15 protein-coding genes are annotated in these 15,225 nt (G+C 65.8%); 6 read left to right on the forward strand and 9 right to left on the reverse strand.

Annotated elements, in window-relative coordinates; translation table 11 throughout:
- Positions 1-47 precede the first annotated feature (47 nt).
- A complete protein-coding gene (locus M2319_RS10725) occupies positions 48-959 on the forward strand; it encodes a dihydrodipicolinate synthase family protein (protein ID WP_264601453.1) in 912 nt (303 codons plus the stop codon).
- 285 nt (positions 960-1,244) lie between these two features.
- On the opposite strand, the gene M2319_RS10730 is transcribed toward M2319_RS10725, so the two are convergent.
- The 9 genes from M2319_RS10730 to M2319_RS10770 form a co-directional block, all read right to left on the reverse strand.
- Positions 1,245-2,348, reverse strand: a complete 1,104-nt coding sequence (locus M2319_RS10730; protein ID WP_264601454.1) for a CaiB/BaiF CoA transferase family protein — start codon at positions 2,346-2,348, stop codon at positions 1,245-1,247.
- A gap of 73 nt (positions 2,349-2,421) precedes the next feature.
- Positions 2,422-2,838 (reverse strand): PaaI family thioesterase, encoded by a 417-nt coding sequence (locus M2319_RS10735; RefSeq protein WP_264601455.1) that lies wholly within the window; start codon positions 2,836-2,838, stop codon positions 2,422-2,424.
- Positions 2,835-3,314, reverse strand: coding sequence for a PaaI family thioesterase (locus tag M2319_RS10740; RefSeq protein WP_264601456.1), 480 nt, complete (start codon positions 3,312-3,314; stop codon positions 2,835-2,837). Before M2319_RS10740 ends, M2319_RS10735 begins: the two co-directional genes overlap by 4 nt.
- 34 nt (positions 3,315-3,348) lie before the next feature.
- Complete coding sequence (locus M2319_RS10745) at positions 3,349-4,017, reverse strand: class I SAM-dependent methyltransferase (RefSeq protein ID WP_264601457.1); 669 nt, start codon at positions 4,015-4,017, stop codon at positions 3,349-3,351.
- Between the two features lie 13 nt (positions 4,018-4,030).
- On the reverse strand, positions 4,031-4,732 hold the full coding sequence (locus M2319_RS10750) for an ABC transporter ATP-binding protein (RefSeq protein ID WP_264601458.1): 702 nt from the start codon (positions 4,730-4,732) through the stop codon (positions 4,031-4,033).
- A complete protein-coding gene (locus tag M2319_RS10755; RefSeq protein ID WP_264601459.1) occupies positions 4,725-5,471 on the reverse strand; it encodes an ABC transporter ATP-binding protein in 747 nt (248 codons plus the stop codon). The genes M2319_RS10750 and M2319_RS10755 overlap by 8 nt, the downstream gene beginning before the upstream one ends.
- On the reverse strand, positions 5,464-6,477 hold the full coding sequence (locus M2319_RS10760) for a branched-chain amino acid ABC transporter permease (protein ID WP_264601460.1): 1,014 nt from the start codon (positions 6,475-6,477) through the stop codon (positions 5,464-5,466). Before M2319_RS10760 ends, M2319_RS10755 begins: the two co-directional genes overlap by 8 nt.
- A 2-nt stretch (positions 6,478-6,479) precedes the next feature.
- Positions 6,480-7,355 (reverse strand): branched-chain amino acid ABC transporter permease, encoded by an 876-nt coding sequence (locus tag M2319_RS10765; protein ID WP_264601461.1) that lies wholly within the window; start codon positions 7,353-7,355, stop codon positions 6,480-6,482.
- A 165-nt stretch (positions 7,356-7,520) separates the two neighbouring features.
- The gene (locus M2319_RS10770; RefSeq protein WP_264601462.1) at positions 7,521-8,687 is read right to left on the reverse strand and encodes an ABC transporter substrate-binding protein; all 1,167 of its coding nucleotides are present in this window, start codon (positions 8,685-8,687) and stop codon (positions 7,521-7,523) included.
- 341 nt (positions 8,688-9,028) lie between these two features.
- On the opposite strand from M2319_RS10770, the gene M2319_RS10775 reads away from it, so the two are divergent.
- The 5 genes from M2319_RS10775 (at position 9,029) to boxB (ending at position 15,225) form a co-directional block, all read left to right on the forward strand.
- Positions 9,029-9,490 (forward strand): DUF4863 family protein, encoded by a 462-nt coding sequence (locus tag M2319_RS10775; RefSeq protein ID WP_264601463.1) that lies wholly within the window; start codon positions 9,029-9,031, stop codon positions 9,488-9,490.
- Between the two features lie 113 nt (positions 9,491-9,603).
- Complete coding sequence (locus tag M2319_RS10780; RefSeq protein WP_264601464.1) at positions 9,604-11,136, forward strand: benzoate-CoA ligase family protein; 1,533 nt, start codon at positions 9,604-9,606, stop codon at positions 11,134-11,136.
- A complete protein-coding gene (locus M2319_RS10785) occupies positions 11,133-11,924 on the forward strand; it encodes an alpha/beta fold hydrolase (RefSeq protein ID WP_264601465.1) in 792 nt (263 codons plus the stop codon). Before M2319_RS10780 ends, M2319_RS10785 begins: the two co-directional genes overlap by 4 nt.
- 127 nt (positions 11,925-12,051) lie before the next feature.
- Positions 12,052-13,737, forward strand: a complete 1,686-nt coding sequence (boxC, locus tag M2319_RS10790; RefSeq protein WP_406682094.1) for a 2,3-epoxybenzoyl-CoA dihydrolase — start codon at positions 12,052-12,054, stop codon at positions 13,735-13,737.
- A gap of 48 nt (positions 13,738-13,785) precedes the next feature.
- On the forward strand, positions 13,786-15,225 hold the full coding sequence (boxB, locus tag M2319_RS10795) for a benzoyl-CoA 2,3-epoxidase subunit BoxB (RefSeq protein WP_264601628.1): 1,440 nt from the start codon (positions 13,786-13,788) through the stop codon (positions 15,223-15,225).

Here is a 15,225-nt window from a genome sequence, read left to right on the forward strand (position 1 = left end):
TCGTACCGGCACGGGCAACGGAGATTGCCTTACGAAAGGAGTGCCCGATGGGGTTTCGCGGAGTTCTGGTGCCGGTGCTGACGCCGTTCAGGGCCGACCTTTCGCCCGATGCCGGGCGGTTCCTCGCCCTTTGCCGGCACCTCCTTGCCGAGGGCGCGGCGGGACTTGCCGTCTTCGGCACCACCAGCGAGGCGAACTCGCTGTCGGCGGGTGAGAGGAAGGCGCTGCTGGAGATGCTGATCGAGAATGGCATTGGCGCCGACAAGCTGATGCCGGGGACCGGCGCCTGCTCCATCACCGAGGCGGCCGAGCTTGCCGCCCATGCGGCGTCGCTCGGCTGTGGTGGCGTCCTGATGCTGCCGCCCTTCTACTACAAGGGCGTTGCCGATGACGGCGTCTTTGCCTTCGTCGACACGGTGATCGACCGGGTCGGGTCGGACAAGCTGAAGGTCTATCTCTACCACATCCCGCCGGTCGCCCAGGTCGGCTATTCGCTCGATGTGGTCGGGCGGCTGGTCAACGCGCATCCGCAGACGGTCGTCGGCCTGAAGGACAGTTCCGGCGACTGGTCGAACACCGCGGCGCTGCTCGATGCCTATCCTGAGCTTGAGATTTTTCCGGGCTCCGAAGTGTTCCTGCTCGACGGCCTCCGGAAGGGCGGCGCGGGGTGCATTACCGCGACCGGCAACGTCGCCGTTCCCTCCATCAAGGCCGTGTTCGACGGTTTCGAAAGACCGGACGCAGACGAGAAGCAGGCGCACATCACGGCGGTGCGCAAGCGCTTCCAGGAGACCGGACCGATGGTGCCGGTGCTGAAGGCCTATATCGCGCGGAAATCGGGCGATGCCGCCTGGTCCACCGTGCGCCCGCCGATGGTCGCGGCCGATCCCGATGCGGTCGCCGCGCTCGATGCGGACCTTCAGGCGATGGGATTTTCGTACGCAGCGCCGGGGGCGTAGCAACAGGACACTACTGGAGGCGCGGTGACGCGGTTGTTTCCCCGCGTCTCCTTCTCTCTCTTGCGTCATTGCCGGGCTTGACCCGGCAATCCATGAGGCCTTTGATTTCAAACTGTTAGGCTGGATTATGCCGCACCTCATCATGGACCACCGGATCAAGTCCGGTGGTGACGCAGAGGGGGTGGAGGCGTAGGTCCCAAACGGTCCACCGGGCGTAAGGCGTAGGCGTGCTATGGCCGGCAATCCTTGACTCCGCCGGCGACGGCCCCCGATCCAACCTCGTAGCTACTCCGCCGGCACGGTAACTCCCCAGTCCGACAAAATGGCATCGCGGTCGGCGCCGGGCGTCGGCGGCGGGCCCTGCACACGGCCCGGCGTGCGGCTGAAGCGCGGGGCGGGGGCCGGCTGGACGACGCCGTCGCGGGCGACAAAGGTGCCGCGGGCGGCGTTGTGGGGATGCCTTGGTGCCTCCGCCATGTCGAGCACCGGGGCGAAACAGGCGTCCGTGCCTTCCAGCAGCGTGCACCATTCCTCGCGCGTCTTTGTGGCAAAGACGGCATCCAGCTTTTCGGCAAAGTCCGGCCAGGCGTCCGTATCTAGCTGGGCCGTGAAGGCCGGATCGTCGATGCCGGCCCTTTCCAGCAAGAGCGCGTAGAATTTCGGCTCGATGGCGCCGACCGAGATCCATTTGCCGTCGGCGCAGCGGTAGCAGCGATAAAAGTGGGCGCCGCCGTCGAGGAAATTGCCGCCGCGCTCATCGCGCCATTTGCCGTTCGCCTTGAGGCCGTAGATCATCGCCATCAGGCTGGCGGCGCCGTCGACGATGGCGGCGTCGACCACCTGGCCCCTGCCGGAGGTTTTGGCCTCCAGCAACCCGCAGACAAGACCGAAGGCGAGATAGAGGGCGCCGCCGCCGAAATCGCCGACGAGGTTGAGCGGCGGCACCGGCGCGCCGTCCACCACGCCGATGGCCGAGAGGACGCCGGTAAGCGCGATATAGTTGATGTCGTGGCCGGCCGCGCCCGAGAGCGGGCCCTCCTGGCCCCAGCCGGTCATGCGGCCATAGACGAGGCGCGGGTTGCGCTCCAAACAGGTGTCCGGCCCGAGGCCGATCTTCTCCATGACGCCCGGCCGGAAGCCCTCGATCAGGCCGTCTGCCCGCGCGACCAGCGCCAGCGCCGTTGCCCTCCCCTCATCGGACTTGAGGTCCAGTTCGATGGAGCGCCGGCCGCGGTTGAGGATGTCGTAGTCGATGGCAAAGGTGTTGTTGCCGCCCTTGCGGTCGATGCGGACCACATCGGCGCCCATGTCCGAAAGCAGCATGGCCGCAAAGGGTCCCGGCCCGATGCCGGCGAATTCGACGATACGGATGCCGGAAAGCGGCCCCATGGCGTTCCCCCATTCTTTTTTTCTGGTTGCAGCATCGCCGAGACGGTGTGGCGACCGCAAGCCGGAAAGACGGTCAGGAAAGAACGAAGGTGTATTGGGAGACGGCGCAGGGCTTTTCCGCATCGTCCTGCCAGGCCCGCGTCGAGAGCGTCGCGACCCGGCGGCCGAGGCGGACGATCTCGGCATCGGCGAGACAGTCCCGGTCGCGAACGGAGCGCAGGTAGGAGACGTTGACGGAAAGCGGGCGCAGCAGCTCGGACCGGCCGAGATAGAGCGTCAGGGTGAGGCTTGCCGCATAGTCCATCAGGCTGGCGACGATGCCGCCCTGGACGGCGCGCAGGAACGGGTTGCCGATGTGGTGCTCATCCACATGCATGCGGACCGCAATCTGGCCATGCGCCTCGACGGCCTCGGTCCGCAGCCAGTGGGCGAAGGGCGAGGCGCGCAAGAGGTCGTTGGCGCGCTCCAGTTCCGGCAGGCAGACGCTCATTCGCTCTCTCCCCCCGCTTCGGAGAAGAAGGTCGGTCCCCTGGTGCCGAGCATGAAGGTGGCCGAGCCGCCGGCGACGAGGCCGCCGTCGGCCTCGCGCGTGATGCCGCCGCGGGCGTAGCCGACATTGTCGGCAATCGCGTAGCACTCGCCGGTGAAGACGAGGTCGGCGTCGGTGCGTGCGCCCTCGATGAAGTCGATCTTCAACTCGATGGTGGCGATCGCCTGGGGCACGGGCACGCGCATGCAGACGCTGAGGCCGAAGACGCCGTCAAGGACGGTGAGGAGGACGCCAGGGGCAAGGCCGGCCCCCTCGCGGAAGGCCAGATCGTCGCGGAACGGCAGGCGGCAGACGACGCGGTCCCAATCGCCCTCCACGAACTCCATGCCGAGGGCGCGGGCCATCGGATGGTCGTCGATGAACAGCGTCACGAGATCGTTGCGGCGCTGGTCCAGAAGATCGGCGTCGTCGGCCACGCGGGGGCTCCCTCCTCGCGCCGCTCCGTGTCCCTCACCTCGCCGCTGCGAGGTGCCAGGCCACGGACGGCTGTTGGAAAAGGTAGTCGCCTGAATGTGATTCCGCCAAGCGCTCGAAGCGCGCTTCGATCTCCGCGCGAATAGCGGGAACGCGTGCGGCGCGCGTCGGATCGATGCCGACGACATCATCGATGATCGCCTGAAGCGAGCCGTAACGGTAGGGAACACCGTATGTTGCCGTATCGACGAGGCGGAGGTCGGCGTCGATCCGTTGCTCGATCGCTGCGCGGCTTTGCCGCAAGATTTCGGTCTCGTCTTCCAGGGGCAGGAGGATCTCTGTGAGCGCGCCTTCGGCGAGCGGTTCGGCGATGTGGAGCCGTCCGCCGGGTTTCAAGACCCGCAGCGATTCGGTGAGCGCGGCGTCCTGCACGTCGGCCGGCACGTGGTGGAAGGAGAACATGAAGGCGACGAGGTCGAGGCTCTTGTCGGCAAAGGGCAGGCTTTCGCCGCGACCCTCGACGACCTCAAAACCATCGGCCTGGCTTCCCAGCGCTGCGACCTTGTCGGCGTCGACCTCGACGGCCGTCACATTTGCGCCCTCGCCCGCCAACGCGCGGGCGAAGGCGCCGTCACCGGCGCCGATGTCGGCAACGGCGAGCCCCTTCAGGGAAAGGTTACGCGTCAGGAACGGCAGGTGGCTCATGCCGGCAACGGTATCACACGCCGAGCCAGCGATGCTGGATGTCGCTCTCGCCGCGCAGATCGCCGGATGGGCCGGACCACTGGATCTCGCCGCGGCCGAGCACGAAGGCGCGGTCGGCAAGGGTCGTGGCAAAGCCGAAATTCTGCTCCACCAGCAGGATGGAGAGGCCGGCCTTCTTCAGCTCCATCAGCCGCTCGTGGATCTGCTTGACGACGATCGGGGCAAGGCCCTCCGTCGGCTCGTCGAGGATCAGGAGCTTGGGGTTGAGGAGCAGGCCGCGGGCGATCGCCAGCATCTGCTGCTCGCCGCCGGAAAGCTGCGAGCCGCCATTGTCGAGCCGTTCGCGCAAGCGCGGGAAGAACTCGAACACCCGCTCCATGGTCCAGCCATTGGCGACCTCGCGGCGGGTGGAGCGGGTCAGTTCCAAATTCTCGCGGACGGAGAGCGAGGGGAAGATGCCGCGGTTTTCCGGCACGAAGGACAGCCCGATCGCGGATAGATCGTAGGTCTTCACCTTCTTCAGCGGCGCGCCGTCGAAGCGGATCTCGCCCTCCATCGCCGGCAACAGGCTCATGACGGCCTTCAGGGTCGTCGTCTTGCCGGCGCCGTTGCGGCCGAGAAGGGTCACCACCTCGCCCTCGCCGACGGTGAGGTCGACGCCGTGCAGCACGCGCTTTTCGCCGTAGCCGGTGTGCAGTCCGGAAATCTCAAGCATCGCCGGCCCAGTCCCCCAGATAGATTTCGCGCACCTCGCGGCTTGTGCGGGCCGCCTCGGGCGTGCCGTCGAACACCACCTTGCCGAAATTCAGGACGGTGACGCTGTCGGCGATGTCGAAGGCGACGTCGAGGTCATGCTCGATGATGAGGATGGTGAGGTCGCGCGGCAGCCCACCGACCATGGCGGTGAAGGCATCGGTCATGTCCGGGCCGACGCCGGAGGTCGGCTCGTCCATGAGGAGCACCTTGGGTTCGGAGGCGAGCGCCAGGCCGACCTCGAGCTGGCGGCGGGCTCCATACGAAAGCGCGTCGCAGGAGACGTCGATCTGGGTCGTCAGGCCGACCATGCCGGCGATTTCCTCGGCCCTTTCGACGATACCGGCATCGCGGGTGCCGTCGCGCCACAGGGAAAAGGTCTTCTGGCGCTTGATGGCGAGCGCGAGCCTGAGGCTTTCGCCGACGGTGAGGCCCGTGAACAGATTGTTCTTCTGGAAGCTGCGGCCGAGGCCGAGGCGGACGCGCTCGTTCGGCAGCATCTGGTTGACGGTGACGCCGTCGATGTTGATCTTCCCGGAATCCGGCGCGAGTTCGCCGGTCAGGAGATTGAACAGCGTCGTCTTGCCGGCGCCGTTCGGGCCCAGCACGACCCGGCGCTCGCCTTGTTCCAGCTTGAACGAGACGTTGTTGGTGACCCGTAGCGCGCCGAAGGCCTTGGAGAGTTCGATCACCTCAAGCATTGCCGGCCTCCGGGGTTTCGGCGGGGGCGGCGTCAGACGCGTCGTCCGCAACCGGCTTCTTGCGGGTCAGCCGGGCAACGCCGGCTTCCAGCGAGCCATAGAGGCCCTTGCCGCCGGCAAGGATGGCGACGATCAGGAAGACGCCGATGAAGAAGTGCCAGTGGTTGGTGAATTCGGAGATCTCGTGCTTCAGCAGCACGACGAAGGCGGCGCCGACGATCGGGCCGATGAGGGTTTCAAGGCCACCGAGGATGACCATGATCAGCACCTCGCCGGAGGTGGTCCAGTCCATCATGCCGGGCGAGACGAACATGGTGTGCTGGGCGGCGATGGTGCCGGCAAAGCCTGCCGCCGTGCCGGCGAGCGCGCTCGCCATCGCCTTGTACCAGCGCACCGAGAGGCCGAGGGCGCGCATGCGGTTTTCGTTGCGGTGGAGGCCGACGAGCGTTCGCCCGAAGCTCGACGTCAGGATGCGCGAGAACACGAGATAGACGAGGCCGGTGGCGACGACGACGGCGCAGGCAAAGATGCTGGGGTCGTTCATGTCGATGCCGATGGCGGAAAGGTCGATGCGCGGCACGCCGGCGATGCCGTCGCTGCCGCCGAGCATGCGGTTCTGGAAGGTGAAGACGTAGATCATCTGGCCGAAGGCGAGCGTCGCCATGATGTAGAAGATGCCGCGCACCTTGGAGGTGACGATGCCGAGGAGCCAGCCGGCGGCAAAGCAGGGAACGAGCGCCAGCCCCATGGCGGCGAGCGGCGGCACGCCGGCCTGCATCGACAGGATCACATAGGCATAGCCGCCGATGCCGTAGAAGGCGGCGTGGCCGAGGGAGACCATGCCGCCGAAGCCGGCGAGGAAGTCGAGGCTCAAGGCCAGAAGCGCGTAGAGCGCGATCTCGACGAGGATCTCCTTGCCGAAATAGCCGGCCTGGAAGGCGGCAACGATGCCGGCGACGAAAAGGAGTGCGGCGACGGCGGAGCGGAGCTTTGAGGGATAGTACATGGTCAGTGCGCCCGCGCCGGGAACAGGCCCTCGGGCCTGAGGATGAGCGTTGCGCCGAGGAGGATGTAGCTGAGCGAGCCGGCAAGCTGCGGGATCAGCACCTGGCCGAAGGTCTGCAGCATGCCGATCAGGAGCGAGCCGACGATGGCACCCTTGAGGCTGCCGAGGCCGCCGATGACGACGACGATGAGCGTCGGGATCAGGATCTCAAGGTCCATGCCCGGATAGACCGAAACGATGGGCGCGGCGACGACGCCGGCAAGACCGGCAAGCAGGCAGCCGGTGCAGAAGACCGCGAAGAACAGCCGCTCCACATTGACGCCGAGGCAGGAGGCCATTTCCGCATTGTCGACGGAGGCCCGCACCATGGCGCCGATATTGGTGCGCTCCAGGAACAGCCAGAGGATCAGGTAGACGGCAAGGCCGAGGCAAATCAGGAACAGGCGGTAGAGCGGATAGGTCTGGCCGAAGATGTGGATGTTGGTGGCAAGCAGCGTCGGCGCGGAGACGCCGAGGGCAAGGTCGCCCCAGATGACCCGGAAGGCATCGAGGAAGATGAAGATGAGCCCGAAGGTCAGCAGCACCTGGGTCAGCGGGCCGGCGGAGCGGACCTGGCGGATCAGGACGCCGTAGAGGACCGCGCCGATGACGCAGACGGCAAGCGGGGCAAGAAGGAACGCGGCCCAGAACGAGCCGGTCGCCATGGCGATGGAATAGCCGATGAAGGCGCCGCAGGCATAGAGTGCACCATGGGCGAGGTTGACGAAGTTCATCAGCCCGAAGGTGACGCTCAGCCCGACCGACAACAGGAACAGCAGCATGGAGAACTGCAGCCCGTTCAGGAACTGAACGAAAAGATATCCGGGATCGGTCAACATCAGGAAGCTCGCCTCCCGCCGTCGCGTGCTGAAAACGCCACGGCCCCCATCACAGCCAGAATTTTCGGGTTTTGCAACGCCGGCGTCACGCGGGTCTCGTCAAAGACTGCGGCGGGCGGGCGAAAGGCCGGAGGCGAAGCGTGCCGCCTCCGGCCCCAAGCCGGATCAGTTCATCTGGCAGCCGTTCGGCGCGTCGCGAACGGCCTCGACGACATCCAGGATCTCCTGGGACGTGGAACCGTCCTCGGCGACCTTGGTCTCGTAGATGTAGATGTTCTGGACGATGTTGTTGGTCGCCGGGTCGATCTCCAGGGGGCCGCGCGGGCCGGAGAACTTGACCTTGGAGAGGTTCTTCTTGAAGGCGTCCTTGTCGCCGCCGGAGGCCTTGATGGCCTCGATGACCAGCCGGCCGGCATCGTAGCCCTGGACGGCGTATTCCGAGGCCGGACGGTCATGGGTGGCCATGTAGTCCTTCTGGAAGCGCTCGTTCTCGGGGTTCTCGATGCTCGGCGAATAGTTCAGCGAGGTGATGACGCCGTCGGCGGCCTTGCCTTCGGCGGCCACATAGAGCGGCGAGGTCAGCCAGCCGGAGCCGTAGAGCGGCATCTTCTCGTTGATGCCGAATTCGCCGTACTGCTTGACGAAGCCGATCGCCTCGCCGCCGGCATAGAAGACGAAGATGCCGTCGGCGCCGCTGGCGGCAGCGGCCGTCAGGTACGGGCCGAAGTCCTTGGTCTTGCGGAACGGCGTGAACTGGCCGTCGACGATCTCGCCGCCAGCCTCGGTGAAGGACTTGGAGAACGCCTCGATCATCTGGTGGCCGGCGGCATAGTCCGGCGCCAGGGTGTAGATCTTCTTGACGCCCTTTTCGACCAGCCACGGGCCCATCGGCCGGTTGACCTGGCCGTTGGAGAAGGACACGCGGATGATGTAGGGGCTGCAGCGCTCGCCGGTCATCTGGTCGTTGCCGGCATTGGCGACGATAAGCGGGGTCTCCGTCTGGTGCACGAAGTCGCGCAGGGCGGCGAGAACGCCGGACGAGACGATGCCGGAAATGGCGTCGACCTTGTCCTGCAGGACCAGCTTGCGCGCCTTGGCGAGGCCGACCGGCGGCTTCACCTCGGTGTCTTCCTGGACGAGGGTCAGGCTGTCGTCGCCGAGATCCTTGCCGAAATGCTCGACCGCAAGGTTGAAGCCGGCGGTGATGTCATTGCCGAGCGAGGCATAGACGCCCGAATAGGGCAGCAGCAGCCCGACCTTGTAGTCCGCTGCCTGAGCGGGCAGCGTCAGCGCCGCCGCCAGAACGGCGGACGCCATGAAAGTCTTTCGCATTTTATTTCCTCCCTGGTGGTGCCCCCGACCTTACAAGGCGGGGACCCGCGTGCAAGCCTACCTGGATTTCCCGATGTGCATCCCGGGATTTCGCATTGTCGTTCCGGGAGGTCCCCCGGCCGAATACGAGCACTATAATTCTTTCTCCCCACGGTGCAAGTGATGATTTGCGAATATGTCCCGGCCGCACCCCACCCCAATAACCCTATGTTTTTGCATGGGTAATATCTTTCATATCCGGACTGTTCCGGATTTTGCTTGATCCGGACCATGGAATGCGATTATGCGATATAATGCACATTACAAGCACGACGGCCGGAAAGGCCGCGGGAGGACCGACCATGGACACATTCAAGACTTCGATCGCCACCGTCGTCGATGCCATCGGCGCGCGCCCGCTTGACGGAGCGCTCGCCGATCACCTCAACCGCAGCTTCCCCGCAAACGGTGATATCGTGACGACACTGGCCGAGGCCTGCGCCCGCGGCGAGGAAGACGGCTGGCTGATGCAGCGCGAGGCCGGCGGTATCAAGTTCGGCCGCGCGGTGAAGCCCGGTGCGGAGGCGGGACGCTTCAGCGTCGACGTGGTGCGCATGAAGGACGTCAAGGGCCCGCACCACGTCCACACAAACGGCGAGATCGGGCTCGTCATGCCGATCGACGGCGCGCCGCGCTTCGACGGATTCGACGGCCCCTGGTACGTCTACGAGCCGGGCAGCGCCCACCACCCGACGGTGAGCGGGGGCGACGCCTACGTGCTCTACCTGCTCCCGGAGGGGGCGATCGAGTTCACCGGAAAGTAAAGGGGACAAGGCCGCTGCATGCCGGCCGGCCCCGACGATCAAAACAACAATGGATCGGGCAACAACAACGGACCGGGCGCCCCTAAAGCGCCCCGCGCAAGGGCAGGAAGCACATGGACGACAAGCGCATCTTCAATGTCGCGGTGGATTTCATCGACCGCAATGTGGACGCCGGGCGCGGCGACAAGCCGGCCTTCATCGAGGGCGAGCGCAGCCTCACCTATGGTGAGCTTCAGGCGGATAGCGAGCGCATGGTCGGGCTCCTTTCCCGCTTCGGGTTGAGGCGCGAGGACCGGGTGGCGATGATCACCCTCGATACGATCGAATATCCGGTCATCTTCCTCGGCGCGATCCGCGCCGGCGTCATCCCGGTGGCGCTGAACACGCTGCTGTCGGGCGAGCAGTACCGCTACATGCTCTCCGATTCCCGCGCCAAGGCCCTCTTCGTCTCCGAGCCGCTCTACCAGACCGTGGCGCCGATCCTTGCCTCGATCCCGACGCTGGAGCATGTCTTCGTCGTCGGCCATCCGGTTGCGGGAACGCTGGACTTCGCCGCCGAACTCGCCGCCTCGGAGCGCGGCGCGACGGCCGAGACGACCGCCGACGAGGTCGCCTTCTGGCTCTATTCCTCCGGCTCGACCGGCGCGCCGAAGGGCGTGCCGCATGTGCAGACGAGCGCGGCGGAAACCGCAACGCTCTTCGGCACCAACATCATCGGCTTTTCGGAGAACGACGTCGTCTTTTCCGCAGCCAAGCTGTTCTTTGCCTATGGGCTCGGCAACGGCCTGTCATTCCCGATGGCGGCCGGCGCCACCACCATCCTCTATCCCGCCCGGCCGACGCCGCAGGCGGTCTTTGACATCCTGCAGACATACCAGCCGACCGTCTTTTGCGGCGTGCCGACGCTCTATGCGGCGATGCTTGCCTATCCGGAGGCCGGGCCCGCGATGGGCTCGCCGAAGCTGCGGATCTGCGTTTCGGCCGGCGAGGCGCTGCCGGAGGATGTGGGCAAGCGCTGGAAGAAGCTTTTCGGCGTCGACATCGTCGACGGCGTCGGCTCCACGGAAATGCTGCACATCTTCCTGTCCAACAAGCCGGACGACATCGTCTACGGCACCTCCGGCAAGCCGGTGCCGGGCTATGACGTCCGGCTGGTCGACGAGCACGACGCCGATGTCGCCGACGGCGAGGTCGGCGAACTTCTGGTGCGCGGCACGACGGCCGCCGTCGGCTACTGGAACCAGCGGGAAAAGAGCCGGCGCACCTTCATGGGCGAATGGACCCGCACCGGCGACAAATACACCCGCGATGCCAGCGGCAACTACGTCTATTGCGGGCGCACCGACGACATGTTCAAGGTCAGCGGCATCTGGGTCTCCCCGTTCGAAGTGGAGTCCGCGCTGATCTCCCATCCGGGCGTCCTGGAAGCCGCCGTCGTGCCGCGGGCGGACGGGGAGAACCTCATCAAGCCCTGTGCCTTCGTGGTGCCGAAGAACGGCGCCGACCTCGACTACGACATGCTCAAGGAGCACGTGAAGTCGGAAATCGGCAAGTGGAAGTATCCGCGCTGGATCGAGTTTGTCGACGAGCTGCCGAAGACCGCCACCGGCAAGATCCAGCGCTTCAAGCTGCGCGAAATGCTATGAGAGCGGATGCCCCGGCGCTCGCCGCCGAAGGCCTGATCCGGGTCGGCGAGGCCGAGCTGCACTATCGCTGGATCGGGCCGGGGCCCGAGGACGCGCCGACCATCGTCATGCTCCACGAGGGGCTCGGGGCGGTCACCACCTGGCGCGACTTCCCGGACCGGCTGGCAGAGGCGACCGGCTACGGCGTCTTCGTCTATTCGCGCCAGGGCTACGGCAAGTCGTCCCCCTGCGCCCTGCCCCGCCCGCTCGACTATATGACGCGCGAGGCCGTCGACGTGGTGCCGCCGCTGCTCGACGCCATCGGGTTCCGGCGCGGCGCGCTCCTTGGCCATTCCGACGGCGGCTCGATCGCCTCGGTCTATTGCGGCCGCTTCGACGATGCCCGCGTCGAAAAGCTGATCCTGCTGGCGCCGCACTTCTTCAACGAGGACTGCTGCGTCGCGTCCATCGCCGAGATCAACCGGATTTTTGAGGACGGCCTGCGGGACAAGCTGGAGCGCCACCACGGCGACAATGTCGACTGCGCGTTCCGGGGCTGGGCCGATTCCTGGCTGCATCCGGATTTCCTCAAGTGGAATATCGAGGCAGATCTCGCCGGCGTTTCCGTCCCGACCCTCGTCGTCCAGGGCAGGGACGACGAATACGGCACCATCGCCCAGATCGAGGCGGTGCGCCGGCACGTCAGCGCGCCGGTGACGGTCGCCCATCTTGAGGATTGCGGCCATTCGCCGTTCCGCGATCGGCCCGATGCGACTCTTGATGCGATTTTTGCGTTTCTGCAATCTTAGATGATATTTTATGCACTATTATGCTCAATTTCACGTTAGACACCTTCGAGAATGCGAAAATATAGGCGTAAAATGCATATATTCGGCGCAAGCTGATTGACAATCATGCACTATGTTGCAATATGCCATGAAACGAATATCGGCCCCTAAGGGAGGACCCATGACCATCGACTTCCAAACCGACCCGTCAAAATACCGGCACTGGCGGATCGACACCGACGGGCCGATCGCCACGCTGACCATGGACGTGGACGAGAACGCGGGCCTCTTCGACGGCTACCAGCTGAAGCTCAACTCCTACGACCTCGGCGTCGACATCGAGCTTGCCGACGCCATCCAGCGGCTGCGCTTCGAGCATCCGGAGGTCAAGGCCGTGGTGCTGAAGTCCGGCAAGGACCGGGTGTTCTGCGCCGGCGCCAACATCCGCATGCTCGGCGGCGCGACCCACGCCCACAAGGTCAATTTCTGCAAGTTCACCAACGAGACCCGCAACGCCATGGAAGCGGCCGGCACCCTGTCGGGCCAGACCTACATCGCCGCGGTCCAGGGCGCCTGCGCCGGCGGCGGCTACGAGCTGGCGCTCGCCACCGACCACATCATCCTGACCGACGACGGCTCGTCCTCCGTCGCCCTTCCCGAGGTGCCGCTCCTTGCCGTCCTGCCGGGCACCGGCGGCCTCACCCGCGTCACCGACAAACGCAAGGTCCGCCGCGACCTTGCCGACGTCTTCTGCTCCATCGAGGAAGGCATCAAGGGCAAGCGCGCCGTCGACTGGCGGCTCGTCGACGAGATCGCCACCAATTCCAAGTTCGACGAAGTGGTCGCCGAGCGGGCGAACGAGATCGCGTCCCGCTCCGACCGGCCGGACGACGCCAAGGGCGTTTCGCTGACGCCGCTCCAGCGCACCATTACCGACAACGCGGTCACCTATTCGACCGTGTCGCTGGAGCTCGACCGCGACACCCGCGTGGCGACGATCACCATCACCGGCCCCGATGCGGATGCGCCGGCCGACACCGATGCGCTTGCCGCGCAAGGCGCCGACGCCTGGTGCCTCCGGTTTGCCCGCGAGCTGGACGATGCGATCCTGCACCTGCGCTTCAACGAGCCGGACACCGCCGCCGTCGTCTTCAAGACCGTCGGCGACCCGGAAAAGGTCGTCGCCCAGGAGGCCTTCCTTCTGGCCAATGACGGCAACTGGCTCGCCCGCGAGATCCTTCTTTACTGGCAGCGCCTCTTCAAGCGCATCGACCTCACCTCGCGCACCCTCGTGGCGCTGGTCGAGCCCGGCTCCTGCTTTGCCGGCCCGCTTGCCGAAATCGCCTTTGCCGCGGACCGGAGCTACATGCTGATCGGCCAGTTCGAGGGCGACAACCGGCCGGAGGCGACGCTGACGCTGACGGAAGGCAATTTCGGCCGCTATCCGATGTCGAACGACCTGACGCGGCTGCAGACCCGCTTCCTCGGCGAGCCGGAAAGCGTCGACAAGGCCAAGGCGGCCTGCGGCACGGCGCTCGATGCGACCGAAGCAGACGATCTCGGCCTCGTCACCTTCGCCTATGACGACATCGACTGGGAGGACGAGATCCGCATCTTCCTGGAAGAGCGGGCCTCCTTCTCGCCCGATGCCCTCACCGGCATGGAGGCGAACCTGCGCTTTGCCGGGCCGGAGACCATGGAGACCCGCATCTTCGGGCGGCTCACCGCCTGGCAGAACTGGATTTTCCAGCGCCCCAACGCCGTCGGCGAGAACGGCGCGCTGCGCCGCTACGGCAGCGGCATTCGCGGCGACTACGACACCACGCGCGTCTGACGGCGCCAACGAACAAGATTTCTGGAGGAACACGCAATGCTCGACACCATGAACGTCAGCTATGACACGCAAATCCCGAACAATGTCAGCCTGTCCGACGACCGGCGCCTCCTCAAGGCGTTGGAGCGCTGGCATCCGGGCTATCTCGACTGGTGGCAGGACATGGGGCCGGAGGGCTTCCAGGAGTCGCTCGTGTATCTCCGCACCGCCATCAGCGTCGATCCCAAGGGCTGGGCCAAGTTCGACTATGTGAAGATGCCGGAATACCGCTGGGGCATCCTGCTTGCCCCGCAGGTCGAGGACCGCAAGATCCCGTTCGGCCAGCATTTCGGCGAGCCGGCCTGGCAGGAGGTTCCGGGCGAATATCGCGGCCTGATGCGCCGCCTCATCGTCATCCAGGGCGACACCGAGCCGGCCTCCGTCGAACAGCAGCGCCATCTCGGCGCCACCGCGCCCTCGCTCTACGACATGCGCAACCTGTTCCAGGTCAATGTGGAGGAAGGCCGGCACCTGTGGGCGATGGTCTATCTGCTGCAGAAATATTTCGGCGCCGACGGGCGCGAGGAATCCAACGAGCTGCTGCGCCGCCGCTCCGGTTCGGAGGACGCGCCGCGCATGCTCGGCGCCTTCAACGAGGCGACGCCCGACTGGCTCTCCTTCTTCATGTTCACCTACTTCACCGACCGCGACGGCAAGATGCAGCTCGAAGCGCTCGCCCAGTCCGGCTTCGATCCGCTGTCGCGCACCTGCCGCTTCATGCTGACGGAGGAAGCCCACCACATGTTCGTCGGCGAGACCGGCGTCGGGCGGACCATCGAGCGCACCTGCGAGGCGATGAAGGAGGCCGGTATCACCGACCCCTACGACGTGGAAAAGGTGCGGGCCCTCGGCGTCGTCGACCTGCCGCTGATCCAGAAGAAGCTGAACCTGCACTACACGCTGTCGCTCGACCTCTTCGGTTCCGAAGTCTCCACCAACGCCGCCAACGCCTTCAATGCCGGCATCAAGGGCCGCTTCCAGGAGCACAAGATCGAGGACGACCACCAGCTCGTCAACGACACCTATCCGGTGATCCGGCTGATCGACGGCAAGGCGGTGACGGTCCAGGAGCCGGCGCTGACCGCCCTCAACATGCGCCTGCGCGACGACTACTCCAAGGATGCCGGCGGCGGCGTCGGCCGCTGGAACCGCATCTTCAAGAAGTACGGCGTCGACTTCGAGCTGTCGCTGCCGCACATGGCCTTCCACCGCCATATCGGCGAGTTCTCCGGCGCCTACGCCACGCCGGACGGCACGCTGATCTCCAAGGACGCGTGGGAGAAGCGCCGCGACGAGTGGCTGCCCAACTCCGACGACGGCGATTATCTGGAAAGCCTGATGAAGCCGTGCTTCGAGACCGGCAAGTTCGCCAACTGGATCACGCCGCCGAAGGTCGGCATCGACCACAAGGAAGGCGACTTCGAATACGTGAAGATCTACGACGCGTAA

Origin of the sequence: Rhodobium gokarnense (assembly GCF_025961475.1) — a bacterium.
Taxonomy (GTDB): domain Bacteria; phylum Pseudomonadota; class Alphaproteobacteria; order Rhizobiales; family Rhodobiaceae; genus Rhodobium; species Rhodobium gokarnense.